Source organism: Mesorhizobium sp. IMUNJ 23232 (genome assembly GCF_044326205.1).
In the GTDB taxonomy this organism is placed as follows: Bacteria; Pseudomonadota; Alphaproteobacteria; order Rhizobiales; family Rhizobiaceae; genus Kumtagia.
In genome coordinates this window covers 26,286-48,805 of sequence record NZ_JBIRCY010000057.1, presented here as the reverse complement: position 1 = coordinate 48,805, position 22,520 = coordinate 26,286, and the positions used below count along the sequence as shown (strand labels likewise).

22 protein-coding genes are annotated in these 22,520 nt (G+C 64.3%); 8 read left to right on the top strand and 14 right to left on the bottom strand.

Annotated elements, in window-relative coordinates; genetic code table 11:
- From ACH196_RS29965 to ACH196_RS29915, 11 genes are all read right to left on the bottom strand, one after another.
- Nucleotides 1-1,692: bifunctional metallophosphatase/5'-nucleotidase (locus ACH196_RS29965; RefSeq protein ID WP_396650505.1), on the bottom strand; the 1,692-nt coding region annotated here is incomplete at its 3' end.
- Between the two features lie 187 nt (nucleotides 1,693-1,879).
- A complete protein-coding gene (locus ACH196_RS29960) occupies nucleotides 1,880-3,136 on the bottom strand; it encodes a phenylacetate--CoA ligase family protein (protein WP_396650504.1) in 1,257 nt (418 codons plus the stop codon).
- Nucleotides 3,137-3,161: 25 nt separating this feature from the next.
- Entirely contained in the window at nucleotides 3,162-3,836 is a 675-nt protein-coding gene (locus tag ACH196_RS29955) for a zinc metallopeptidase (RefSeq protein ID WP_396650503.1), read from the bottom strand.
- 22 nt (nucleotides 3,837-3,858) lie between these two features.
- Entirely contained in the window at nucleotides 3,859-4,239 is a 381-nt protein-coding gene (locus ACH196_RS29950) for a hypothetical protein (RefSeq protein WP_396650502.1), read from the bottom strand.
- 90 nt (nucleotides 4,240-4,329) lie between these two features.
- Nucleotides 4,330-5,775, bottom strand: coding sequence for a homospermidine synthase (locus tag ACH196_RS29945; protein ID WP_396650501.1), 1,446 nt, complete (start codon nucleotides 5,773-5,775; stop codon nucleotides 4,330-4,332).
- 79 nt (nucleotides 5,776-5,854) lie between these two features.
- Nucleotides 5,855-6,796 carry a heme-dependent oxidative N-demethylase family protein gene (locus ACH196_RS29940; protein WP_396650508.1) on the bottom strand — a complete coding sequence of 314 codons (942 nt, stop codon included), beginning with the start codon at nucleotides 6,794-6,796 and terminating at the stop codon, nucleotides 5,855-5,857.
- A 2-nt stretch (nucleotides 6,797-6,798) separates the two neighbouring features.
- Nucleotides 6,799-7,083, bottom strand: a complete 285-nt coding sequence (locus tag ACH196_RS29935) for a type II toxin-antitoxin system RelE/ParE family toxin (RefSeq protein ID WP_396650500.1) — start codon at nucleotides 7,081-7,083, stop codon at nucleotides 6,799-6,801.
- Nucleotides 7,080-7,373, bottom strand: a complete 294-nt coding sequence (locus tag ACH196_RS29930; protein ID WP_396650499.1) for a CopG family ribbon-helix-helix protein — start codon at nucleotides 7,371-7,373, stop codon at nucleotides 7,080-7,082. Before ACH196_RS29930 ends, ACH196_RS29935 begins: the two co-directional genes overlap by 4 nt.
- A gap of 63 nt (nucleotides 7,374-7,436) precedes the next feature.
- Nucleotides 7,437-8,129 (bottom strand): aminotransferase class IV family protein, encoded by a 693-nt coding sequence (locus tag ACH196_RS29925; protein ID WP_396650498.1) that lies wholly within the window; start codon nucleotides 8,127-8,129, stop codon nucleotides 7,437-7,439.
- Entirely contained in the window at nucleotides 8,078-9,232 is a 1,155-nt protein-coding gene (locus tag ACH196_RS29920; RefSeq protein ID WP_396650497.1) for an aminodeoxychorismate synthase component I, read from the bottom strand. Before ACH196_RS29920 ends, ACH196_RS29925 begins: the two co-directional genes overlap by 52 nt.
- A gap of 197 nt (nucleotides 9,233-9,429) precedes the next feature.
- Nucleotides 9,430-11,265 carry a M3 family oligoendopeptidase gene (locus tag ACH196_RS29915; protein WP_396650496.1) on the bottom strand — a complete coding sequence of 612 codons (1,836 nt, stop codon included), beginning with the start codon at nucleotides 11,263-11,265 and terminating at the stop codon, nucleotides 9,430-9,432.
- A gap of 147 nt (nucleotides 11,266-11,412) precedes the next feature.
- Here ACH196_RS29915 and ACH196_RS29910 point away from each other — a divergent pair, with 147 nt between their 5' ends.
- The gene (locus ACH196_RS29910; RefSeq protein WP_396650495.1) at nucleotides 11,413-12,933 is read left to right on the top strand and encodes a sigma-54-dependent transcriptional regulator; all 1,521 of its coding nucleotides are present in this window, start codon (nucleotides 11,413-11,415) and stop codon (nucleotides 12,931-12,933) included.
- A gap of 329 nt (nucleotides 12,934-13,262) precedes the next feature.
- On the top strand, nucleotides 13,263-15,107 hold the full coding sequence (locus ACH196_RS29905; RefSeq protein WP_396650494.1) for a DUF882 domain-containing protein: 1,845 nt from the start codon (nucleotides 13,263-13,265) through the stop codon (nucleotides 15,105-15,107).
- A 132-nt stretch (nucleotides 15,108-15,239) separates the two neighbouring features.
- Here the strand turns inward: ACH196_RS29905 and ACH196_RS29900 are convergent, their stop codons facing one another.
- On the bottom strand, nucleotides 15,240-15,881 hold the full coding sequence (locus ACH196_RS29900; RefSeq protein WP_396650493.1) for a 2-dehydro-3-deoxy-phosphogluconate aldolase: 642 nt from the start codon (nucleotides 15,879-15,881) through the stop codon (nucleotides 15,240-15,242).
- Nucleotides 15,882-16,104: 223 nt separating this feature from the next.
- Here ACH196_RS29900 and ACH196_RS29895 point away from each other — a divergent pair, with 223 nt between their 5' ends.
- Together ACH196_RS29895 and ACH196_RS29890 are read left to right on the top strand one after the other, a co-directional pair.
- Complete coding sequence (locus tag ACH196_RS29895) at nucleotides 16,105-17,034, top strand: rhodanese-related sulfurtransferase (RefSeq protein WP_396650492.1); 930 nt, start codon at nucleotides 16,105-16,107, stop codon at nucleotides 17,032-17,034.
- A gap of 110 nt (nucleotides 17,035-17,144) precedes the next feature.
- Nucleotides 17,145-17,924 (top strand): tellurite resistance TerB family protein, encoded by a 780-nt coding sequence (locus tag ACH196_RS29890; protein ID WP_396650491.1) that lies wholly within the window; start codon nucleotides 17,145-17,147, stop codon nucleotides 17,922-17,924.
- 47 nt (nucleotides 17,925-17,971) lie between these two features.
- On the opposite strand, the gene ACH196_RS29885 is transcribed toward ACH196_RS29890, so the two are convergent.
- Nucleotides 17,972-18,604, bottom strand: coding sequence for a TetR/AcrR family transcriptional regulator (locus ACH196_RS29885; protein ID WP_396650490.1), 633 nt, complete (start codon nucleotides 18,602-18,604; stop codon nucleotides 17,972-17,974).
- A gap of 135 nt (nucleotides 18,605-18,739) precedes the next feature.
- Between ACH196_RS29885 and ACH196_RS29880 the strand changes: the two genes are divergently transcribed.
- The 3 genes from ACH196_RS29880 to ACH196_RS29870 all read left to right on the top strand — a co-directional run bounded on the left by ACH196_RS29880 (nucleotide 18,740) and on the right by ACH196_RS29870 (nucleotide 20,994).
- Nucleotides 18,740-19,168, top strand: a complete 429-nt coding sequence (locus tag ACH196_RS29880) for an ABA4-like family protein (RefSeq protein WP_396650489.1) — start codon at nucleotides 18,740-18,742, stop codon at nucleotides 19,166-19,168.
- A gap of 28 nt (nucleotides 19,169-19,196) precedes the next feature.
- Entirely contained in the window at nucleotides 19,197-20,045 is an 849-nt protein-coding gene (locus tag ACH196_RS29875) for a hypothetical protein (RefSeq protein WP_396650488.1), read from the top strand.
- 193 nt (nucleotides 20,046-20,238) lie between these two features.
- Nucleotides 20,239-20,994, top strand: a complete 756-nt coding sequence (locus tag ACH196_RS29870) for an SDR family oxidoreductase (protein ID WP_396650487.1) — start codon at nucleotides 20,239-20,241, stop codon at nucleotides 20,992-20,994.
- Between the two features lie 30 nt (nucleotides 20,995-21,024).
- Here the strand turns inward: ACH196_RS29870 and ACH196_RS29865 are convergent, their stop codons facing one another.
- Nucleotides 21,025-21,414: a YciI family protein gene (locus tag ACH196_RS29865; protein ID WP_396650486.1), complete on the bottom strand. Its 390-nt coding sequence runs from the start codon at nucleotides 21,412-21,414 to the stop codon at nucleotides 21,025-21,027.
- A 183-nt stretch (nucleotides 21,415-21,597) separates the two neighbouring features.
- Between ACH196_RS29865 and ACH196_RS29860 the strand changes: the two genes are divergently transcribed.
- Entirely contained in the window at nucleotides 21,598-22,482 is an 885-nt protein-coding gene (locus ACH196_RS29860) for a GNAT family N-acetyltransferase (protein WP_396650485.1), read from the top strand.
- Nucleotides 22,483-22,520: the final 38 nt, after the last annotated feature.

The following is a 22,520-nucleotide window of genomic DNA, read 5'->3' as shown; positions in this document are numbered from 1 at the left end:
GGCAGGGGCTGGCTCGGCGGCGGGCGCTGGCTGAGCGGGCGCCGTTGTGGCCGGTGCAGGCGCCGGTTCGGCCGGCGCGGCAGCGGCGACCTCGATGATGCGGCCGTCGAGCGCCGGCGTATAGGGGCGGTGCGCCGCGAGGTAGTCGGCAACGACCTGTTCGAGGCCCGGACCGTAGTCATAGGCGTTCTTGGCGTCGGTAGCGAAGATCTTGTAGCCGTCGCCGCCCTGGCGGACGTAGTTGTTGGTCGCGGCAATATACTCCTTGGCCGGATCGATCGGCGCCCAGGCGCCGTTCTCCATGACCTCGACCGACTTGACGCGGCTGCCAGCGGGCGCGGTTTTGTCGAAGGAATATTTCAGGCCGGCGACCTGCGGGAAGCGGCCGGCGCCGTCTTCGATCTGGCCGAGCCCGCTTTCAAGTGCCGCCGTTATGTCCTTGCCGGGAAGCTGGAAGGTGGCGAGCGTGTTCTGGAAGGGCAGGACCGTGAGCACTTCGCCCATAGTCACCACGCCCTGGTCGATCGAGGCCCGCAGGCCGCCGCCATTCTGGAAGACGATCTGCACGCCCTGGTCCTTGACGCGGTCGAGGATGGCGTCGGCGACGAGATTGCCCATCTCGCATTCGCGGGCGCGGCAGTTGTCGCGGCTGCCGTCGATCGCCTTGGTTGTCTCCGAGACTTCCTTGTTCTTCAGTTCCTCGATCGGCGCGGCGAGTTCGGCGATGCGCTTGAGCGTCGCCGCGTCAGGGGTGATCGACTTGTCGAGCCAGATCGGATCTCCCTTGGCTTCCTTGACGACGCCGGCATCGTCGAAGGTCACCTGCAGCTCGCCCAGCACCTTGGAATAAGAAGCAGCCTGGACGACGGGCACCTTGTAGCCCTGCGGGTTGTCGACCCAGGTCGGGTAGGGGCCTGCCGCCTTGTCCTCGGGCCGGTTCGACAGCAGCGTGTGTGAATGGCCGCCCACCACAACGTCGACACCCGGGATCTTGGCGATCATCTCCATCTCGCGGGGATAGCCGATGTGGGTGAGCGCAATGATCTTGTCGACGCCCTCGTCCGTCAGCTTCTTCACCTCTGCCGCGATGTTGGCGACGTCGTCCTCGATCTGGATGTTCGGGCCGGGCGAGGCGATCTCCGGCGTGTCGGTCGTCACCGCGCCGATGACGCCGATCTTCTGGCCGCCGACATCCAGCACCACGGAAGGCTTGATCTTGCCGTTTGCCTTCGACTGGTTGTTCGGCTTGATGTTGACGCCGAGGATCGGGAACTTTGCGTTGTCGATGAAGGGCACCAGCGCGTCCTCGCCATCGTCGAACTCGTGGTTGCCGAGCGCCATGGCGTCGAAGCCCATCTGGTTGAGGAACTCCTCCTCGGCCTTGCCCTTGTAGGTCGTGTAGAAAAGCGATCCCTGGAAATTGTCGCCGGCCGACAGCAGGACCACGTTCTGGTCCTTGAGTTTGTCGCGTTCCTGGGCGATCGCCGTGATCAGCCGCGCCGCGCCGCCGAGACACTCGCCTTTCGTCTCCTCCTCGGCAGAGCAGGTCGATTCGTATTTGTTGTTCGATTCGATGCGGCTGTGCCAGTCGTTGATGTGGAGGATGTTGAGTGTGTAGTCGGCAAAGGAGGCACTTGCGGACATCGCAAGCGTCGATGCCGACAACGCGGCGAGGGCGGCGAGTTTTTTCATTTTTGTCTCCCGATACGGCTGGTCGCATGCTTTTAGCGCCCCGCCTTGACCGTTTTCTGACACGGCCGACGCCGGGTATGTTTCCACCGGCGTCGGGCGGATGCAAGCGGAATCAGGGACCTGCGAGACATGGAGGTCGCCTGTTGCAGGATTGTCCCGCGCGCTGCGATTCGCAGCGGCTGAAAGCCTACTTCGCGTAGTCGCGCTCATCGGAAATCACCTTGCCGTCATTGGGCAAGGCGCCTGGCGCCACGATGACGACGCTGCCGCCGAGGCGTGTCGTCTCACGCAGGGCGGCGGTGATCGCGCCGGCGTCGAGCGCCTGTCCCGAATTAGGCTCCACATGCAGGGTCATCGCGTCCATCTCGCCGTCGCGCGTCACCACCAGCCGGGCGCGGGCGATGCCGGGCTGCCGGCGCGCCACCTCGGCGATTTGCGCGGGATCGACGAACATGCCTTTGACCTTGGTGCGCTGGTCGGCTCGGCCCATCCAGCCGCGGATGCGGGTGTTGGTCCGACCGCAGGGCGAGGGGCCGGCAAGGACGGCGGACAGGTCGCCGGTGCCGAGCCGCAGCAGCGGATAGGCCGAGTTGAAACTGGTCACTACGACTTCACCGACCTCGCCCTCAGGCACGGGATCGCCGGTGCCCGGTCGCACGATCTCGACGATGATGTGCTCGTTGACGACCATACCGGGATTGGACGTGCCGTCCGGGCCGGTGGTTTCGTAGGCGATGACGCCGAACTCGGCGGTGGCGTAGCATTGCATGACGGCGACGTCGCGCGACAGATATTGGCTGCGCAAGGAGGGAAAGAGCGCTCCGGCGGTCACCAGAGCCTTGCGGAACGAGGAGAGGTCGCGTCCCATCTCAACTGCCCTGTCGAGCAAAACCTTCAAAAAGTCCGGCGTGCCGCAATAGACCGAAGGCTTCAGCCCGGCCGCCGCCTCGACCTGCAGGTCGGTGCTGCCGACGCCCGCAGGGAAGACGGAACAGCCCAGCGCGCGGGCGCCGGCGTCGAGCAGGAAACCGCCCGGCGTCATGTGATGATTGAAGGTGTTGTGGACGATGTCGCCAGAGCGGATGTCGGCCGCGAAGAAGGCGCGCGCCGTGGCCCGCGCTGCTTCCGGGCGGTCGTCCTCCGGCACCCAGATCGGGCCGGGGGACTGGAAGACGCGCCGGCCGGTGAGCGCGGCCGGGTCGACGAGACCGCCGAAGGGCGGATTCTCGGCCTGGCTTGCCATAATCTCGGATTTGCGCAGGACCGGCAGTTTCGCCAGCGCGGCGCGGTCTGTGATGCTTGTGGGATTGATGCCGCCAAGCCTTGCGGCGAAGGAGGGGACGGCTTGCGCGGCCTTGGCAAGGAAGGCGGGGAGGGCGGAAAACAATGCCTCCTCGCGCTGTTCTGGGGAGCGGGTCTCGAGCGCGTCGAAAAATTCCGTCATCGGCCGTTCCTCCGGATCGGGCTTGTTATCGCAGCACCCTGATCCAGCGCGCAAGGTTGACCAGCGCGATCAGCGCGCCGGCGAGATAGGTGAAGGCGGCGGCGCGCAGTACGCCTTTCACCGCCGGCATGTCCTTCTCATCCACATAGCGGCCCTCCTTCAGGATCGGCAGCGCCTTGGAAAAGCTGGCGTCGATCTCGACGGGCAACGTCACCAGCGTGAAGACAATGCGGACGGCGAGCAGCCCGATGCCGATGCCGGCAATCGCCAGGAAGGCAACCGGCGTGCGGGCCAGCGCGCCGAGAAACGGCGAGGCGATGAAGAAGACGGCGGCGAGGCGGTCCGTGGTCATGGCGAGTTTCGCCAATTTCTGGCGCAGGCCGAGCCAGCGGTCGCCATGCGCGCGCTGGATGGCGTGGCCGACCTCATGTGCGGCGATGGCGACGGCCGCAAGCGAGCGGCCGTCATGATGGGTTTGCAACAGGCGGACGCTCCGGTTTTCGGGATCGTAGTGGTCGCCCCGATCGGTGGTCTCGACCTTGACGTCCTTCAGGCCGAAGCGGTCGAGCAGGTGACGGGCGAGTTCGCCGCCGGTGCCTTGCAGGTCGGGACGGTCCTTGCTGTGCCGATCTATGGTGAAACGCACCCAGATCTGCGGCAGCACGATGATGGCGACCAGCGCGACGAGGAGGAAAACCATCGCCGCGCTTCGCGCACTGGCGTCAGGCGGTGCCGGCGCCGCGACGCGTCAGGACGAACTGCTGGCCGGCCGAACTCGTGCAGTTGAGCTGGTTCGGCGCAACGAGGGCGCAATTGACATTGGTGGTGGTCTTGCGGATGAGCGAAACCACGGTGATCTCGACCGTATTGCCGTTCACCTTGTAGCTGCCGTCGGCGAGCTTGTTGCCGGTGTCGAGTGCGTTGGTGGTGAAGACGCCGCCGGACAGCCTCGACACGGCCACGCCGTCGCTGCTCAGCCATTCGCCCTCGACGGCCGATGCGGCTGCGGTCGGCCCGGAAGGGCCGCCGCTGACACAGCCGGAAATGCCGGCGGCCAGGATTGCGATGGCACCCGCTTGGATGAGCCTGCGCGTTTCGATCATCGTTTCGAATCCTCTCCTTGGGTCAGTCGCAAAGCAATCGCCCGATTTCCGGGCGATTGCAAGTTCGACACAAGTCATGTGGGAGTGCTGTCAGCGCACCAGGATGTTGCGGAACTGCCAGGGGTCCTTCTCGTCCAAATCCTCGGGAAACAGGCCGGGACGGTCCGCGAGTGGCGTCCAGTCGGTGTAATAACCCTCGACCGGCCCGAGATATTGCGACTGCACGTCGAGGCAGCGCCGGTAGTCCATCTCGTCGGTCTCGACGATGCCGGCGTTCGGATTTTCCAGCGCCCAGACCATGCCGGCGAGCACCGCCGAGGTGACCTGCAGGCCGGTGGCATTCTGGTAGGGCGCCAGCTTGCGCGCCTCGGCCAGCGACAGATGCGAGCCGTACCAGTAGGCGTTCTTCTTGTGGCCGAAGAGCAGGACGCCGAGCTCGTCGGTGCCGTCGACCAGCTCGGTCTCATCAAGCACATGCTGGACGGGCTGTGGCTTGCCAGCCGCGCCGAACATCTCGTCCAGCGACAGCATCGCGTCGTTGCAGGGATGGTAGGCGTAGTGGCAGGTCGGGCGGAACGTCACGTCGCCATGCTTGTCGCGCACGGTGAAATAGTCGGAGATCGAGATCGCCTCGTTGTGGGTGACGAGGAAGCCGTATTGCGGACCGAGCGTCGGGCACCAGGTGCGGATGCGGGTGTTGGCGCCTGGCTGTTCCAGAAAGATTGCCGCCTTCGACCCTTTCTTGTGTTTCTTGGCGTTCTTCGGCATCCAATTTTCATGGGTGCCCCAGCCGAGTTCCGCGGGCTGCAAACCCTCCGAGATGAAGCCTTCGACGGACCAGGTGTTCCAGAAGGTGTTAAACGGCTTCGGGTTCTTCGTGCGCTGGGTGTCGCGTTCGGCGATGTGGACGCCCTTGACGCCCGCCTTCTTCATCAGTTTCGCCCAGCCTTCGCGGTCGTTCGGGCCGGGTTCGTCGAAATCGAGGCCGAGGTCCTTCGCCAAGTTGACCAGCGCCTGCTTGACGAACCACGAGACCATGCCGGGATTGGCGCCGCAGCAGGAGACGGCGGTGGCGCCGCCCGGATTCTTGCGGACTTCCTCGCGCACGGTTTCGCGCAGCGCGTAGTTGGTGCGGGAGGCGTTGCTCGCCTCCTTGTCGAAATAGAAGCCGAGCCACGGCTCGACGACCGTGTCGATGTAGAGCACGCCGAGCTTTCGGCAGAGCTTCATCAGGTCCAGGGAGCCGGTATCGACCGACAGGTTGACGCAAAAACCCTGGCCACCGCCTTCGGTGAGCAGCGGCGTCAGCAATTCCTTGTAATTCTTCCTGGTGACAGCATCCTGGATGAATTTGATGCCGCGCTCGTCGAGCAGCTTTTTGTCCGTGTCGCGCGGGTCGATCACGGTCATGCGCGTGTGATCGAATTTGAAATGGCGCTCGATGAGAGGAAGCGTGCCGCGCCCGATCGAACCAAAGCCGATCATCACGACGGGGCCGGTGATCTCACCGTAAACAGGCCATTTTTCTTTCACCATTTTATGCTGGTCCCTCCATTGAACCTTGGGGTTGCCGGCCGGTTTTCGGGCGGTCCTTCCGGATGACCATAGAACACTGTCACAATAAAGCCGAATCCTGCAAATTGGACGGTTCAGCCGCCATTTCTTCCAGAATCCGGACAAGGCGGCCGCGATCGGCAGTCAGGCCCTTGTAATCGAGCTGCGCCTCGTCGAGCGCGGTGATCTGCTCGGCGAAGGACTTTGCCAGCGCGGCCCGGTCCGGGTGGCCGCGAAGCACTGACAGTGGATCGAGGTGGATGCGAATGGTGAAGAGGATGTCGCCGGATGCAGGCAGCTTGCGCAAGGTTTGGCGCTCGACGCGGATGAAGGCGCGGGCGGCGGCTTCGAGATCGGGGAATTTCGACGGGCGGTTGGTGGCGCGGTCGATGCGGGCGACATTCGACAGCGGGTGGTACAGGTCGGCGTTCGCCTGGATCGACCAGTTGAACCGCTGGACGCCCTGGCCCTGAAGATTGTCGAACATCCGGTAGATCAATTCCGCCATGCGCGAGCCCGGGCCGAAGGCCGGCACCGGCATATGGATTTCGTGCAATGGATGGCGGAATTTCTCGAGCAGCGACCATGAGGACGGGAAGCACAGCGATCCGGCCGCCAGGCGCCAGCCGTCTTCGCCGCGGCGCATCAGGATCAGGTCTTCCTGGATAAGCAGGGAGGCGGCACGCAACGGCGCGTCCGATCGATCCCGCGCGGCTGCAAGGTTCGCATCGAAGAGCGCTTTCTGCTCCGGCGTGGCGAACAGGCGAGAGGCGTGAGCGGTGAGATGCTCGGCAAGCCGGTCAAGCACCTCGACTTGCGCGGCGTGTGTATCGGCTTCCTCGACGAAGACTTTTTCCGGGATCGTTGCGTAGAGCCACTGCTTTTCGGCAACGTAGGCTTCGTAACGGTCGTCGACCTCGATCCAGTCGGCAAGGTCGAGCGGCTTGAGGCCGATCGTGAAGAGTTTGGATGAGCCGTCGTAGGGCGTGTGGGTGGGGAGCAAGTCTACCACTCAGTCGGTCGTTGGCGGCTGGTGTGCCAGATACGAATTATGTCGATGACGTCACCCGAAATTCGATAGGGAATGAGGTAGGGCAGGCCCGGAATCGACCACTCCCGCGAAGCGCCCCCCGAAGCAGGCCGTCCAATACCGGGACGCTCGCTAATCAATGTGATCGCCCTGTCAATTTTAGATTTAACTCCAAATGCCGCCCTTGGATTGTCCAATGCAATATAGGCTTCCACCTCGATAAGGTCGCGAATAGCGGCTTTTGTCAGCCGAATTTTCATTGGCGTTTCTTGGTGAAGATGTCTGGCTCGGGAGGTGGCAGCGGATTATCGGTGCCCCACGATTCCAGCCATTTCCGCGTTGCTTCCCACGAAACAAATTCGCCCGTCTCGTCGGCTTCCTTGATGGCCTCCTCGATCGCTGCCAGATAGGCGCGGCGCTCCGCCAGATGCGCCTCTACGGCCTCCTTGACGATAAAGGCGCTGGAGCGTTGTGTCGCCTTGGCGTATTCCTCGAGTTCCCTGCGGGTCTCGGGGGGAAGGCGTACGGAAAAGGTCTCGCTCGCGGCCATGGTGTGATCCTCGAACACGGGTGAACACAGGCAAACACATCGTAGATGGTGCAGCCCCTTCCGTCAAATTTTTGCGTCCAGGCCTGTCGCCGGCGCGGCCGAAATCCGCGCCTCGATCAATCCGCGCAGCGAATTGCCGACGTAGATTCTTCGTGCCGCCCAGAGATCGTGCAATGTCAGGGCGGCCTCTCGCGCCTTGCCAGACTCTAGCAACTCGCCGCGCAGGACGCCGGGCAGCAGCCCACACGCCAGTGCCGGGGTGAGCAACATTTCCTCGCCCATGTCGAGAAAGATGCTGGTGATGGTGCCTTCGCAGATTTCGCCGCGCTCATTGAGGAGCAGCATTTCGTCGGCCTGCTCGCGCGGACATTCCGCGCGGGCGGCTTCGTAGAGCGCCCGGCGTGTTGTCTTATGGCGCAGCAGCGGGTCGGACGAATCGAGCCGCGTGCCGGCGATGCGTAGCGTCCAAACCGTGTCTTCCGGGAGCGGTTCGAAAGGCTGTGTGATGTCGATCGCCGTACCGTCAGCGGCGAGCGCCAGCCGCACACGCAGCGGAACACGCTCACCCTCGCAATCGTGCAGCGCCTCGCCAATCTTTTGCGGATTGGCCAGGAAACCGAGGGCGGCGGCGGATGCATAAAGCCGCGCCAGGTGCCGTTCCAGCCGGATGAAGCCGGCGCCGGGCTCCCAGCGCAGCGTCTCGATCAGCTCGAAGCCGGGACCGTTCCCGTCGCGAATCGCGCCTTCAGCAGACATTCCTGATACTCCGACTCGGCAGTCGAATCGAAAACGATGCCGCCGCCGACATTGTAGACGGCCTCGCCGTCCGGAAAGAGCGAGATCGTGCGGATCGCCACGGAAAAGCGCATCGGTCCGCCGGGCGCGATCCAGCCGATTGCGCCGCAATAGACATCGCGCGGCGTGCCTTCCAGGTCGTGAAGAATCTCCATCGCCCGGATTTTGGGCGCGCCGGTGATCGAACCGCATGGGAAGAGCGCCGCAAACACATCGCGAATGGACAGATCGGGCAAGAGCTTCGCCCGAACCCGGCTAACCATTGTGTGCAGGGTCGGATAGGTCTCGACCTTGAAGAGTTCGGGGACATCCAGCGTGCCGACCTCGCTGACCAGCGACACGTCGTTGCGCAAGAGGTCGACGATCATGCGGTTTTCCGCCTGATTCTTCGGGTCGTTGCGCAGTTCTTCCCTGAGCCGTTTGTCCTCAGCCTTCGTCGTCCCGCGCGGGGCGGTGCCCTTCATCGGGTGGGTTTCGATCCAGCCGTCCTGGCCTATCTCGAAAAACAGTTCCGGCGAGCGCGACAGCACCACCGGGCCGCCGAGATCGACCAGCGCGCCGTATTTCACCGGCTGGCGCGCGGTCAGCGCCTCGAAAGCGGCAAGCGGCTCGCCGGTCCAGTGGGCGCGGATCGGGAAGGTGAGGTTGCCCTGATAGCAATCGCCGGCGCGCAGATGATTGTGCAGTTTCGCGAAGCGCTTTTCGTAGTCTGCGAACGTCCATGTGGCGCGGGCGTCGAAGATCGGGCCGTTGCTCGGTGCGCCATTCGTTTGCGCCGGCGGTATGTCGGACGGTCCGTCGAAGACGCCCAGGCAGACCAGCGGCGCGCGGCGGCCGTCCGGCAAAATGGGAACAAGCTTCGGCTCCAGCAGATAGCCGGCTTCATAGGAAAAATAGCCGGCCAGCCATTTTCCCTTGCGCCGCGCCGTCTCGGCCGCTTCGAGCGCGTTGTAGAAAGCGTCGGGCGTATCTGCCGAGATGATCGCGCGGGGGCGCTCGAACAGCACGGAACGGCCGGCCGGATCGTCGTGGAACAGGACGAAGGGGTCAGATGGCTTGGCCATTCAATCGGTCAATCGGAAATGAAGGTTTTCTTGGCGTTGGACGCCCGCGGGCTTCGTCCGCGACCGCATGTCGTTGCCGCATCGAAGGAAACTAGTCGCCACTCCGAGCCTTGCCTATTGCCAACTCGGAGGATGGAGGCTGCCTACCGAAATCCGAAATCCGACATCCGGCGCTGTCGTGGCGGCAGCGCCGTGTTTCAATCCAGCGCTTCCAGTTCGTCGATCAAGCCGGAAATCACCGAAAGCCCCTTGCCCCAGAAGGCCGGGTCCGAAGCGTCGAGGCCGAAGGGCGCCAGCAGTTCGGAATGATGTTTCGTGCCGCCGGCGCGCAGCATGTCGAAATATTTGTCCTGAAAGCCTTTTTCGGCGTTCTGGTAGACCGCGAACAGCGAGTTCACCAGGCAATCGCCGAAGGCGTAGGCGTAGACGTAGAAGGGCGAGTGGATGAAGTGCGGGATGTAGGTCCAGAAGCTCTCGTAGCCTTCGCGCAGTACGATTGCGTCGCCGAGGCTTTCCTTCTGCACCTCCAGCCAGAACTGCCCAAGCCGGTCGGCGGTCAGCTCGCCGTTGCGGCGCTCCGCATGCACCTTGCGCTCGAATTCGTAGAAGGCGATCTGGCGCACGACGGTGTTGATCATGTCCTCGACCTTCTGGGCGAGCATCGCCTTGCGTTCGCGCCGGTCGGTTGTCCGGTCGAGCAGCGAGCGGAAGGTCAGCATCTCGCCGAACACCGAGGCTGTCTCGGCCAGCGTAAGCGGTGTCGACGACATCAATGGCCCTTGCGCGCCCGCCAGTACCTGATGCACGCCGTGGCCGAGTTCGTGGGCGAGCGTCATCACGTCGCGCGGCTTGCCCATGTAGTTCAGCATCACATAGGGGTGCGCCGAAGGCACGGTCGGATGCGCAAAGGCACCGGGCGCCTTGCCGGGGCGCACCGGCGCATCGATCCATTTGCGGTCGAAGAAGGTGCGGGCGATGTCGGCCATGTCCGGCGAAAAGCGGTGATAGGCCGTCAGGACCGTGTTCTTGGCTTCGTCCCATCCGATCGTCGCCTGCGGGGTTTCGGGCAAGGGCGCGTTGCGGTCCCAGTGGTTCATCTTCTTCATGCCGAGCCACCGCGCCTTCATCCGATAGTATCGATGCGACAGGTCGGGGTAGGCTTTCTGGACGGCGGCGGAAAGCGCGTTGACGACATCCGGCTCTACGCGATTGGCGAGATGGCGGGAATCCGCGATGTCCTGAAAACCGCGCCAGCGATCGGAGATTTCCTTGTCCTTGGCCAGCGTGTTGGTGATCAGCGTGAAGACGCGCAGGTTTTCCTTGAAGGTTTTCGCCAGCGCCTCGGCCGCCTTCTGGCGGACTTTCGGATTTGGGTCCTGCAGCTTGTTCAGCGCTGGCTCCAGCGTCAGTTCCTCGCCGTCGACCTTGAAGCGCAGCGCCGTCATGGTCTCGTCGAACAGCCGGTTCCAGGCGCCTCGGCCGGTCACCGATTTTTCGTGGAACAATTGTTCGATGCGGTCTTCGAGCTGGTACGGCTTGTCCTTCCTGAGATCGAGCACCCAGGGCCTGTAGTGGCCAAAGATCGGGTCGGTATCGAGGGCCGAGGCGATCAGTTCATCATCGACCAGATTGAGTTCGAGTGCGAAGAACAGCAGATGCGCGCTGGCGTCCGTCATCTTCTCCTGCACGTCGCCATAAAACTTGGCGCGCTGCGGATCGGCGGTGTTGCCGGCGTAGACGAGGCCGGCATAGGAGGCGATGCGCCCCATCAGCTCTTCTAGCGCCTCGTATTCCTTGAGCGCCTGCCCGACCCGGCCGAACGCGCCCGCCGCAGCCTCGGACGACAGCGTTCCCTTCCAGCGCTTCTCGAAGGCAACCGCCTGTTCGGCGGCGAGCGCCAGGTCGCGCTTCAGTTCGGGAGCCTCCATGCCCGGATAGAGGTCGGCGAGGTCCCATTCCGGCAGGTCGCCGAGCGTTGCCGTGCCAAGCGCCGCGACAGCGGCATGGACTTTCCGTTCCGAGACAAAACGCATTGCAATCCCTTTCCGATCATTCAGGAACGGCCGCGGTTCGTAAGAAGTGTTCAGCCGGAACTTTAAACGCTTATTTAGGTCCGGCTGCCACTATCATCCAGACGGCATTCATGGCCAGATCGGTTTTGCGCTGATGTCGAAGGGTCCATGACGGCACGTATCCTCCTCGTTGACGACGATCCGGTGCAGCGGCGCCTGCTGGAGGCGGCCGTCACGCGGTTCGGCTATGTGGCGACGATCGCGACCGATGGCGAGGCGGCGCTTGCCGTGCTGGACGGCCCTGACGGCAAGGGTGTTTCCGTCGTCATCCTCGATCTCAACATGCCGGGCCTAGACGGCCTCGGCGTGCTCAAGGCGATGGCCGAGCGTGGCCTGGAACTGCCGGTGATCGTGCAGACCGCGCAAGGCGGCATCGAGACGGTGGTCAGCGCCATGCGCCATGGCGCTTTCGATTTCGTCGTCAAGCCGGCCTCGCCCGAGCGGCTGAAGGTTGCGCTCGCCAACGCGCTGAAGGTCGAGACACGCGGCGATGAGGTGAAACGCGCTGCGCGGCGCACCACCGGCACTATGAGTTTTGCCGACATCGTCACCCGCAGCCCGGCCATGGACAAGGCACTGCGGCTCGCCCGCAAGGCGGCCGGGTCGAACATCCCGATCCTGATCGAAGGCGAGTCCGGTGTCGGCAAGGAGATGGTGGCGCGCGCCATCCAGGGCACCAGCGACCGCGCCGGCAAGCCGTTCGTCACCGTGAACTGCGGCGCGATCCCGGAAAATCTTGTCGAATCGATTCTGTTCGGCCACGAGAAGGGTTCGTTCACAGGCGCGACCGAAAAACACGCCGGCAAATTCGTCGAGGCGAATGGCGGCACGCTGTTCCTCGACGAGATCGGTGACCTGCCGCTCGACGTGCAGGTCAAGCTTTTGCGCGCCGTGCAGGAAGGCGAGGTCGATCCGGTCGGCGGACGTGCGACGGTCAAGGTCGACATCCGTCTTGTCTCGGCCACCCATCGAGACCTGCTGCAGCAGGTAAAGGACGGCGGCTTCCGTGAGGACCTGTTCTACCGTCTCAACGTCTATCCGATCGTCGTGCCGCCACTGCGCAACCGGCGCGAGGACATCGAACCGCTGGCGCGGCATTTCCTGTCGCGGTTTTCCGCAAGTGAGACCAAGGGCCGGGTGCGGGCGATCTCGTCGCGTGCGCTTGCCATGCTGGAGGCGTATGACTGGCCCGGCAACATCCGCCAACTCGAGAATGCGATCTTCCGGGCGACGGTGCTTTGCGACGGCGACACGCTGAGCGAAGAGGAATTTCCCCAGATCAGGGCGCAGGTCGAGGGCACCGTCGATCTCGACCAGGGCAGCGGTCCGGACACCGATTCACCCGCCTATCTGGAGCCGGATCTGTTCTCCGACACGGCCGCTGCCGGGCGACCGCCCGCCGAAACGGCCCCGGTTGCCGGCGCCTTGCGGGCACTGGACGAAAGTGGCGAAATCCGGCCGCTTGCCGACGTCGAATACGACATGATTGTGATGGCGATCGATCATTACAGCGGACAGATGAGCGAGGTGGCGCGAAGGCTGGGCATCGGCCGCTCGACGCTCTACCGCAAGCTCAAGGAATACGGAATCGACCCGGAAACCGGGCGTTCCGAGCGTCCTGTCCCATAAAAGTCCAGTCTTCCGGCTAGGCGGCGGCGACAGCATCACGTAAGCTTCGCGTTGTAATCTTGTCGTTAACCACGTTATCGCTGGCGTGGATTTGGACAGGATATCGCCACGCTCTTACCGCATTTCGGCTTCAATAAGCTGGGATTAACCATTAGGATCGATAGTCGGGTGTCGAGAATCTTCGACTCTCGGGATTCAAATCCGGGGACAAACGGCAGTCTGCAAGGCCTTTTGATTTGATCAGCATCGAACGACACCAATCCCGGCGAGCCTACACGAACACCCGCTGGAAAAGCTGGCTTGTTGGTCTGATTGTCGCGCTGTGCGCGATGGCTTCAGGTCTTTCGGCGGCGAGCGCCGAAACCCGCACGCTGAAGCTCTATTTCATCCACACCAAGGAAAAGGCCGAGGTCACGTTCAAGCGCAACGGGCGCTACGATCAGGCCGGTCTCAAGAAGATCAACATGATCCTGCGCGACTGGCGCCGCAACGAACCGACCAAGATCGACCCGCGCCTGCTGGACCTGGTGTGGTCGGTGTATCAGTCCGTCGGCGCGCGCGACTACATCAACGTCGTGTCGGCCTATCGGTCGCCGGCGACCAATTCGATGCTGCGCAGCCGCAGCCGCGGCGTCGCCAAGAAAAGCCAGCATATGCTCGGCAAGGCCATGGATTTCTACATTCCGGGCGTTAGCCTCAAGAAACTCCGCGAGACCGGCATGAAGATGCAGGTCGGTGGCGTCGGCTACTATCCGCGCTCGGGCTCGCCGTTCGTCCATATGGATGTCGGCAGCGTGCGCCATTGGCCGCGCATGAGCCGCCGCGAACTCGTGGCGCTGTTCCCGAACGGCAAGACGCTGCACCTGCCGAGCGACGGCAAGCCGTTGCCCGGGTTTGAACAGGCTGTTGCCTCCTATGAGGCGCGCAAGAAGACCGGCGCGACCGCTCTGGCCCTGGCTTCCACCGGCAGCAGCAAGCCGTCGAAAGGCCTTCTGGCGATGCTGTTCAGCCGTGGCGCGGACGAGGACGAGGAAGGCGCCCCGGTCGAGGAAACGCCTGCTCCGGTCGTCGAGGAGAAGACGCCCGTAGTGGTCGCCAAGGCTGCGCCGGTAGCGGTCGCCAAGGCCGCGCCACCCGCGCCCGCCGCCAAGCCTGAAACGCTGCCGGGCATACAGATCGTATCGCCGGAGGAGGCCAATCGTACCGAACTGCCGGTTGCGGCTGCGCCGGAAACGGCGACCGAGCCCGAGGCTCCGGTTGCAGAGACGCCGGAAATGATCATCGCCGCCCTGCCTGCGCGTTCGGTGCCGTTGCCGATGCTCGCACCGCGTCCGAAGGCTGATATCGGGGTCACCGAGGTGGCCGCCGCCACAACAGTCTCGGAGGCAGCGGCCGCCGGCTACCCGCCAGCCGATATGCCGTTCGGCATGGCTGAGCAGATTCCCGCGGACGCAACTGCCGACCCGGCCGCTACGGGCGCAGTTGCCGAGCCTCCCGCACAGGTGGCGCTAGGCATTCCGCTGCCGACGCCGCGGCCAGCCCACGCGGCTGCGAAGCTGGCTGACGCCGCCGATCCCCAAACGCCGGACGATGTGCTGCTTGCGCTGGTTTCCGCCGAGCGCGATCCAACAACGGCAAGCGACGCTGCCGCAGTCCCGATGCCTGCCGGCCGTCCGGCCGACGAGGACGAATTGCAGATGACAGCGATTCCGTCCGAGCGTCCCGCTTTGCCAGGCGTATCGGCCGACGACCAGGCGGCCGTCGCGGCAGTCATCAAGGCCAACGACGCGCGTGTCGCGGCTCTGGCTTCGGTCACCGCCGGATCGTCGCAGCCGGCCGTAAGGGCTAACGTCGACCCCGGCACTGTGGCATCGCTCGGTGTGAAGACCACCCGCAAGGCGGCGCGCGCCACCGCTGGCGACGCCAAACCCGACCGCAAGAGCCAGGTGAAGGCGGCGGAGCCGACGGCTGCCCGCTGGGCGCTGAACAGCGACCAGATGGCGGAAGCCGCCGTTGCCAATACCACGGCGCCGTCATTCGCCTACAACGCAGTGGTGACCGCGCCGCGCGAGGTCTACACGATGGGCTTCCGCAAGGATGGCGAGGGGATACCCGATCCGAATCGCTTCACCGGCAAGTCGGTGGAATTCCTGTCGGTGGCGCGTTTCGAGTAATCGATCGGACCGGACGTGAAGGCTGAGATGAAAAAAGCGCCGGACCGCCGGCGCTTTTTTCGTTTCTGGAGAGGAGCAGATAATGAGGGGTTGGGAAGCTTGATCGTCGCAGCGCTATGGCCGCGATGATTTTCATCCCTTGCGGAGCGCGGAAGCCTCGTGGGCCAGTCCCTCGATCGCCGCCCAGTCCTTCGACTTGACCAGATCGTCGGGAGCCACCCAGGAGCCGCCGACGCAGACGACGTTGGGCAGCGAAAGATAATCCTTCACGTTCTTCTGCGAAACGCCACCGGTCGGGCAGAAGCGGATGCCGGCGAAGGGCGAGGCCAGCGACTTCAGGAAAGCCACGCCGCCGGCCTGCTCCGCCGGGAAGAATTTTAGGAAGTCTATGCCGGCTTCGCGGGCGGTCATCATCTCGCCAGGGGTGATCGCGCCGGGCAGCAGCGGCACCTCGCTGCCGGAAGCGGCCGTCAGTAAGTCGCGTGTGATGCCGGGGCTGACGATGAAACGCGAGCCGGCCTTGGCCGCCTCGTCGAACTGCGCGGCGTCGAGGATGGTGCCGGCGCCGACCACCGCTTCCGGCACCTCGGCAGAGGCACGGCGGATGCTTTCCAGCGCGCTCGGCGTGCGCAGCGTGATCTCGATCACCTTTAGCCCGCCGCGCGCCAGCGCCCTTGCCAGCGGCACGGCATCGGCCGCGTCGTCGATCTTGATGACGGGGATGACGGGCTGGCCGTCAAGCAGGGACAATAGCTTTTCGGTCTTGCTTGGCATCGGTGCGGTCCGGGGAGAGTTGGATTTTCAACCGATTTAGCAGAGCAGGTGGGGCAAGTCCACGAAGCGGCCAGGGATTTGGCGGCCGTGCGGGCGACCAATCCGCGCAGTCGGGCCGGATGCAATGCAGATGTGTCTGCCGCATTTGCAGTACAGGGCAACACTGGACACCGATCCCGCCCCGCCTTGAAAATGCGCCGGTGAACCGATACGGCCTGCGGCCATGACTTCATCCTCGCCAGAAAAGGCTTTTCGCGTCGCGGCGCTCTACCGGTTCTGCCGGCTGGATCGATTCGAGGACCTGCGGGCGCCGCTTGCCGCCTTCTGTTGCGGCAAGGGCATCAAGGGCACCCTCCTGCTGGCGCATGAGGGGATCAACGGCACGGTCGCCGGTCGTCCCGAGGCCATCGCCGCGCTGATGAAATGGCTGGAGGCTGTTCCCGAATTTGCGGGCCTCGACATCAAATACAGCTTTGCAAGCGACATGCCGTTCCACCGCATGAAGGTGCGGCTGAAACGCGAGATCGTCACCATGGGTGTCGAGGACATCGATCCGACCGCCAGCGCCGGAACCTATGTCGAGCCCACCGACTGGAACGCGCTGATCACCGATCCCGACACGGTCGTCATCGATACACGCAACGACTACGAGGTTCGGCTCGGCACTTTTCAGGGCGCGGTCGATCCGCAAACAAGGAGCTTTCGCGATTTTCCCGGCTGGGCGCAGGCGAATCGCGAGGAACTCGCGGGCCGCAAGGTCGCGATGTTCTGCACCGGCGGCATCCGCTGCGAGAAGGCGACGGCCTATGTGAAGTCGCTGGGTGTCGCGGACGTGTTCCATCTCAAGGGCGGTATCCTGAAATATCTGGAAGAGGTGCCAAGCGAGCAGAGCTGCTGGCAGGGCGAATGCTTCGTGTTCGACGAGCGCGTTTCGGTGACGCACGGGCTGGCGGAAGGCGAGGCCGAGCTTTGCCGCGCCTGCCGCGCGCCGCTGACGCCGGCTGACCGGTTTTCGCCGAAATACCGGCCCGGCATCTCCTGCGAACGCTGCCACGATCAGCGCAGCGACGACGACCGCGCCCGCTACGCCGAGCGCCAGCGGCAGGTGGAGCGCGCCGAGGCGTTGGGGTTGCCGCTGCCGATCGGCAGTTGAGCGCGGCGTTCGCCGACGCCGCGCCGGTCATTGCATTGTCTTGGTGGTCTGCCTAATTCTGATGGACCTGTGACCGTCCCGCGTGCCGGGACCAGCAAGCGGAGGACACGATGTTCGATCCCAAGAAACTGCTCGACGATCTGCTCGGCTCCAATGTGCCCGGCACGGGCGGCACGGTCCGCGATGGCGCCGGCAAGGCGGTGCAGATGGCCAAGGACAATCCGCTGGCGGCTGGTGCCCTGGTCGCCGTGCTGCTCGGCACGAGCACCGGCCGTTCTGTCACCGGTTCGGCCGCGAAGCTCGGTGGTCTGGCGGCGATCGGCGGGCTTGCCTATCATGCCTACAAGAACTGGCAGGCCGGCAAGGAGCCTGCCGAAACGGCCGAGGCCCAGCCGCAGATGCTGCCCCCGCCCTCGGACACTGGCTTCCATCCCGATAATGCGCCGCAGGGCGACAGCGAATTTGCGCTGACTCTGATCCGCGCCATGATCGCCGCCGCAAAGGCCGACGGTCATATCGACGACGAGGAGCGCAAGAAGATTTCCGACAAGCTTGGCCTGGCCGGCATAGGTGGCGACGCGGAAAAATTCCTGATGGCCGAGTTGGAAGCGCCGCTGGACCTCGATGCGCTTGCCGCGGCGGCGAAGACGGAGGAGCAGAAGGTCGAACTCTATGCCGCCTCGCGATTGGCAATCGAGCCGGATTCGCGTGCCGAACGCGGCTATCTCGACCTGCTCGCCGGCCGCCTCGGCCTTCCCGACGCACTGATCGACCATGTCGAGGCGACGGTGACGGCCGCCAAGGCCTCGGTACCGGCGGAGCCCGCCTCGGCACCGGCCGCGCCCGAAACGACCGCCACGGCAAACCCCAACGTCAATCCGCGCTGGTAACCGATACTATCCGGGCTCGCGCCGGCGGGCCCGGCCGAAGAGTCGGTTCATCCCCGCCGATCGCCCGGGACCACCCGTTCGAGCGCCCGCAGGATCGTGCCGTCGCGATCGGCCTTGAGATCGGCTTCGAGGAATCTCAGACGCCCGGCGATCAGAAGGTTCGCCAGGCCGTGCACCAGCGACCATGCGGTCAGGATGTCGGCGCGGCCCTCGACGTGATCGAGGGCGTTGTCGCCGCGCAGGTCGGCAACATCCTTGACCAGCACCATGAACGACTCGAAAGACGGCCTTGAAAACTCCTCGGATGAAAAATCCGGCCGGCGGGAGCCGAACATCAGCCCGAACAGCGCCGGATTGTCGAGCGCGAATTCGATATAGCCCTGGCCCGACGCGATGAACTGCGAGCGTGCGTCGCCCGGCGACTTGGCCTGGCGCTGTTTCATCGTGTCGCGGAAGCGGGTGGCAGCCACAGCCGCCAGCGCCGTCAGCAGGTCGCTGGTGTCGCGGAAATGATGGGCCGGCGCGGCATGCGACACGCCGGCGCGCTTGGCGACGCCGCGCAGCGTGAACCCCTCAATGCCTTTCTCGATCAGTTCCTGCTCGGCCGCAAGCAGCAGCGCCTCGCGCAGGCCGCCGTGGTGATAACCCGATCTAACCCGCTGCCCGGTCTCTTCAGTCATGAACCCAGATCCTTTGCCGCCTGTGCTTAGCACCACGGATTTCCGGGCTCAATCTTGACGGCGTAAAAATGAAGTTGACATCGTAAAGATCGTCTGCGATCGTCATCTTGTCGCTGTCAAGATAGGGCTGTCACGATGACCCCCGATGCCGTGTTCCAGATTGCCAACACGACGGCGCTGGTTGGATGGGCGGTGCTGCTCGGCAGTCCGCTGTTTCCGATCATCGCCGACCGCATCGCGGCATATGCAATTCCGCTGCTCCTGTCGGTCGTCTATGCCGGCCTGATCCTTGCCTTCTGGGCGCGAGGCGAGGGCGGGTTCGACAGCCTCGACAATGTCGCCCGCCTCTTCCAGACACGCGAACTGCTGCTCGCGGGCTGGATACACTATCTGGCCTTCGACCTGTTCGTCGGCGCTTGGATCGTACGCAAGGGCCGCGGCGAGTCCGTGCCGTTCCTGCTGGTCGTCCCTTGTCTGGCTCTGACATTCCTGTTCGGGCCGGCCGGTTTCCTGACTTTCGCCGCCATCCGCGCGGCGCGGGCCGGCCGCGCTGCAATCGCCTGAACCTGCCGCAACCGAGGAGCAAAATCCGATGTCCGCGATCCAGACGTTGCAATGGCCCATTCCCGAGGCCGGAATTTCCCGCTTCCTGAAAATACTGCACCTGTCCGAGCCAAGCTTCTTCGGCGCGGCGATCTTGATGCTCGTTGCCATCGCGCCGACGGCCTTCGCGTCGCTGACGGATCAGCGCAGTTTCCTCGGCATCGACGTCTGGACGAAGCCGCTGAAGTTCGAGGCGGCGCTGGCCGTCTATTTGCTGACGTTGGCCTTCTTCGCGCGCTTCCTGCCAGCCGGTACAGGCGAACGACGCTGGTACCGCGTCTACAGTTCCGTCGTGGTCGTGGCGATCGTCGCCGAAATGGTCTGGATCGGCGGGGCGGCGGTTCTCGGCACGGCGTCGCATTTCAACCGGGGGCCGATCGGCGGCATCCTCTATTCGGTCATGGGGCTTGGCGCCGTGATCCTGACCACGCCGCCTGCGGTCTATGCCTGGCTGATTGCCCGCGATCCGGCGAGCGGTCTTTCGCCCGTCGTCCGAGAGGCGTTGATCACCGGCCTTGCCTTGACCCTGCCGCTCACGCTGCTCACCGCCGGCACGATGGCCAGCATGGAGGGGCACGCTGTAGGCGGTTCCGGTCTCGACACGGGCGGTTTTCCGCTGATGGGCTGGGTTCGCGACGGCGGCGATCTTCGGGTCGCGCATTTCTTCGCCACCCATTCGCTGCACTTCATCCCACTGTTCGGACTGCTGTCGCTGGTGCTGTTCGGCCCGTCAAACCGCTGGCCTGTGAGGCTGTTTGCCGCTCTGTTCGTCGGTTTCGTGACGTGGACCTTTGTCGAAGCCCTGAGCGGTCGGCCCTTCCTGCCAGGCATCGGCTGAAGCTTAAAAAGCCGTGCAAATTGCGTTAACCTTTGGTTAACCCTTTAGGCGCATGATTCTCATCAGTCGGATCCGCTTTCCTCCTCCCAAGTGCGGTTCAGATCAGGGCGGTCGCCAATGACCGCCCTTTTTGTCGGACGGCTTGCCTCGCGCAACACGATCTGCAATGCGTCCGCCGACACGGAGGAAAATCATGAGCAACGGCAAGACGGCGGTGGTCACGGGTGCGGGCACCGGCATCGGCAAGGCGGTGGCGGCAACGCTGCTCGCCAACGGCTGGAACACGGTTTTTGTCGGACGGCGGCAGGCGATCCTCGATGAGGCGGTTGCCGCGGCGGGCGCCTCGGAGGCACGCGCGCTGGCTGTTTCCTGCGACATCTCGCAGGAGGCCGATGTCGAAAAGCTGTTCAAGACTGTCACCGGTACTCTCGGCCGCGTCGACCTGCTCTTCAACAATGCCGGCATGAGCTACAAGTCGACGCCGATCGACGAGATCCCGGTGTCGGTCTGGAACGACATGGTCGGCGTCAACCTGACGGGCTCGTTCCTGTGCGCCCGAGCCGCCTTCGGCGCGATGCGCCGGCAGTCGCCGCAAGGCGGGCGCATCATCAACAACGGATCGGTGTCGGCCTACGCGCCGCGCCCGGGTTCGGTGCCTTACACCGCGACCAAGCACGCCATCACCGGCCTCACCAAGACGCTGGCGCTCGACGGCCGGCCCTTCGACATCGCCTGCGGCCAGATCGACATCGGCAATGCGCTGACCGACATGGCGCGAGCGATGACGGTTGGCGTGCCGCAGGCCAACGGCACGATGGCGGTGGAAGCGGTCATGGACGTGCAGCGTGTGGCGGACGCAGTGCTGCATATGGCCAGCCTGCCGCTCGACACCAACGTGCTGTTCATGACCGTGATGGCGACCAAAATGCCGTTCGTCGGGCGCGGCTAGGTTTTTGGCCGTCCGCGTCACTCCGCTACGTCAGGCTGCTTCCGACCCGCTTCCCGCAAGCTGCGCGCCGGGGATATAGAGCTTGACCGGCCGGATTTCGTAGACAGCCGTCGGGTTGACGCGGCGCAGGCTGCGGGCGATCTCGACCGCAGCGTCGCGGTCTTCGGCCTCGATCATGTAAAGGCCGAGCAGTTGCTCCTTCGTCTCGGCGAAGGGACCGTCGATGACCATACCGGCGCCCGGCCCGCGCAGCGTAAATGCGTCCGTGGTCGAGCCGAGCCGAGCCGCAGGGCCGAACGTGCCCTGATCGACATAGCGCGCATGGACGGCAAGAAGGTCCGTCATCAGCGCCGTGGCCTTGTCCGGCGTCATCGCGTCGATGGTCTCTTCGACATGATAGGCAAGCATTGCATAAAGCATCGGTACCCTCTTCTGTTGGTCGGACGGTTGCCTGGCGGGCGGAACAGAGCCGGTTCCGGCCTTTTCCGCAAGCCTTCCATCGTTCGCTCCTGACATCGACGCCGGCTTGTCAGGCAGTCGAGGTTTTCTCTCGGAAGGGAGGAGAGCCTTGCGCGGAAAAAGATACCTGACTAAAGTCAGATAATGCAAATCGAGCAGATCAAACGAATTCGCAGTTTCAACCGGCTGGTCTCGCAGCGCATCGGCGCGCTTGATGAGAGCTATCTTTCGCGCGGGCGGCCGCTCGGCGAGGCACGGCTGATCTTCGAGACGGGGCCGGGAGAGGGCAGGGACGTGCGGATACTGCGCCGCCGGCTCGGCCTCGACGCAGGTTATCTCAGCCGGCTGCTGCGCTCGCTGGAGGGCCAGCAGCTCGTCGAGGTCGGCAGGGCGGAGGCCGACGGTCGGGTGCGCCAGGCGCGGCTTACCGAACGAGGATGCACGGAATTCAAGGCTTATGATGCGCTGTCGGACGAGCTTGCCGCGTCGATGCTGGCGCCGCTCGGCCAAGCGCAGCGCGAGCGGCTGGTGGCGGCGATGGCTGAGGTGGAACGGCTGCTGCGCATCGCGGCACTCGAGGTCACGGTCGAGGCGCCGGACAGCGACGAGGCGCGGTTCTGCCTCGGCGAATATTTTGCCGAACTGGCGCGGCGCTTTGAGGAAGGTTTTGATCTCGAACTCGGCAAGGCGGCCGACGTGGCCGAGATGATCCCTCCGAAAGGCTGGTTCGTGATGGCGCGCATCGACGGCGAGCCCGCCGGCTGCGGCGTGCTGAAGCGGCTGGAGGAAAATATCGGCGAGATCAAGCGCGTGTGGGTGGCGCCGTCGGCGCGCGGGCTGGGCGTCGCCTCGCGGCTGATGGAAAAGCTCGAAACCATCGCGCTGGAGGCCGGGATGACGATCGTGCGGCTCGACACCAACCGGGCGCTCTCGGAGGCTCAGGCGATGTACCGAAAACTCGGCTATTATGAGATCGAGCGCTACAACGACAATTTTTACGCCAACCACTGGTTCGAGAAGCGGCTATAGGCGCTGGGGCCAGCCGTTGTTATATTTCACCCACTTGG

Bases quoted from the DNA above. Each gene is read 5' to 3' on its own strand.
- ACH196_RS29870 (WP_396650487.1), top strand. From the start codon at position 20,239: ATGAGCAACGGCAAGACGGCGGTGGTCACGGGTGCGGGCACCGGCATC.
- ACH196_RS29895 (WP_396650492.1), top strand. From the start codon at position 16,105: ATGACTTCATCCTCGCCAGAAAAGGCTTTTCGCGTCGCGGCGCTCTAC.
- ACH196_RS29875 (WP_396650488.1), top strand. From the start codon at position 19,197: ATGTCCGCGATCCAGACGTTGCAATGGCCCATTCCCGAGGCCGGAATT.
- ACH196_RS29945 (WP_396650501.1), bottom strand. From the start codon at position 5,775: ATGGTGAAAGAAAAATGGCCTGTTTACGGTGAGATCACCGGCCCCGTC.
- ACH196_RS29920 (WP_396650497.1), bottom strand. From the start codon at position 9,232: ATGGCCAAGCCATCTGACCCCTTCGTCCTGTTCCACGACGATCCGGCC.
- ACH196_RS29950 (WP_396650502.1), bottom strand. From the start codon at position 4,239: ATGATCGAAACGCGCAGGCTCATCCAAGCGGGTGCCATCGCAATCCTG.
- ACH196_RS29860 (WP_396650485.1), top strand. From the start codon at position 21,598: ATGCAAATCGAGCAGATCAAACGAATTCGCAGTTTCAACCGGCTGGTC.
- ACH196_RS29935 (WP_396650500.1), bottom strand. From the start codon at position 7,083: ATGAAAATTCGGCTGACAAAAGCCGCTATTCGCGACCTTATCGAGGTG.
- ACH196_RS29955 (WP_396650503.1), bottom strand. From the start codon at position 3,836: ATGGTTTTCCTCCTCGTCGCGCTGGTCGCCATCATCGTGCTGCCGCAG.
- ACH196_RS29880 (WP_396650489.1), top strand. From the start codon at position 18,740: ATGACCCCCGATGCCGTGTTCCAGATTGCCAACACGACGGCGCTGGTT.
- ACH196_RS29930 (WP_396650499.1), bottom strand. From the start codon at position 7,373: ATGGCCGCGAGCGAGACCTTTTCCGTACGCCTTCCCCCCGAGACCCGC.
- ACH196_RS29960 (WP_396650504.1), bottom strand. From the start codon at position 3,136: ATGACGGAATTTTTCGACGCGCTCGAGACCCGCTCCCCAGAACAGCGC.
- ACH196_RS29885 (WP_396650490.1), bottom strand. From the start codon at position 18,604: ATGACTGAAGAGACCGGGCAGCGGGTTAGATCGGGTTATCACCACGGC.
- ACH196_RS29905 (WP_396650494.1), top strand. From the start codon at position 13,263: ATGGCTTCAGGTCTTTCGGCGGCGAGCGCCGAAACCCGCACGCTGAAG.
- ACH196_RS29915 (WP_396650496.1), bottom strand. From the start codon at position 11,265: ATGCGTTTTGTCTCGGAACGGAAAGTCCATGCCGCTGTCGCGGCGCTT.
- ACH196_RS29890 (WP_396650491.1), top strand. From the start codon at position 17,145: ATGTTCGATCCCAAGAAACTGCTCGACGATCTGCTCGGCTCCAATGTG.
- ACH196_RS29900 (WP_396650493.1), bottom strand. From the start codon at position 15,881: ATGCCAAGCAAGACCGAAAAGCTATTGTCCCTGCTTGACGGCCAGCCC.
- ACH196_RS29865 (WP_396650486.1), bottom strand. From the start codon at position 21,414: ATGCTTTATGCAATGCTTGCCTATCATGTCGAAGAGACCATCGACGCG.
- ACH196_RS29925 (WP_396650498.1), bottom strand. From the start codon at position 8,129: ATGTCTGCTGAAGGCGCGATTCGCGACGGGAACGGTCCCGGCTTCGAG.
- ACH196_RS29910 (WP_396650495.1), top strand. From the start codon at position 11,413: ATGACGGCACGTATCCTCCTCGTTGACGACGATCCGGTGCAGCGGCGC.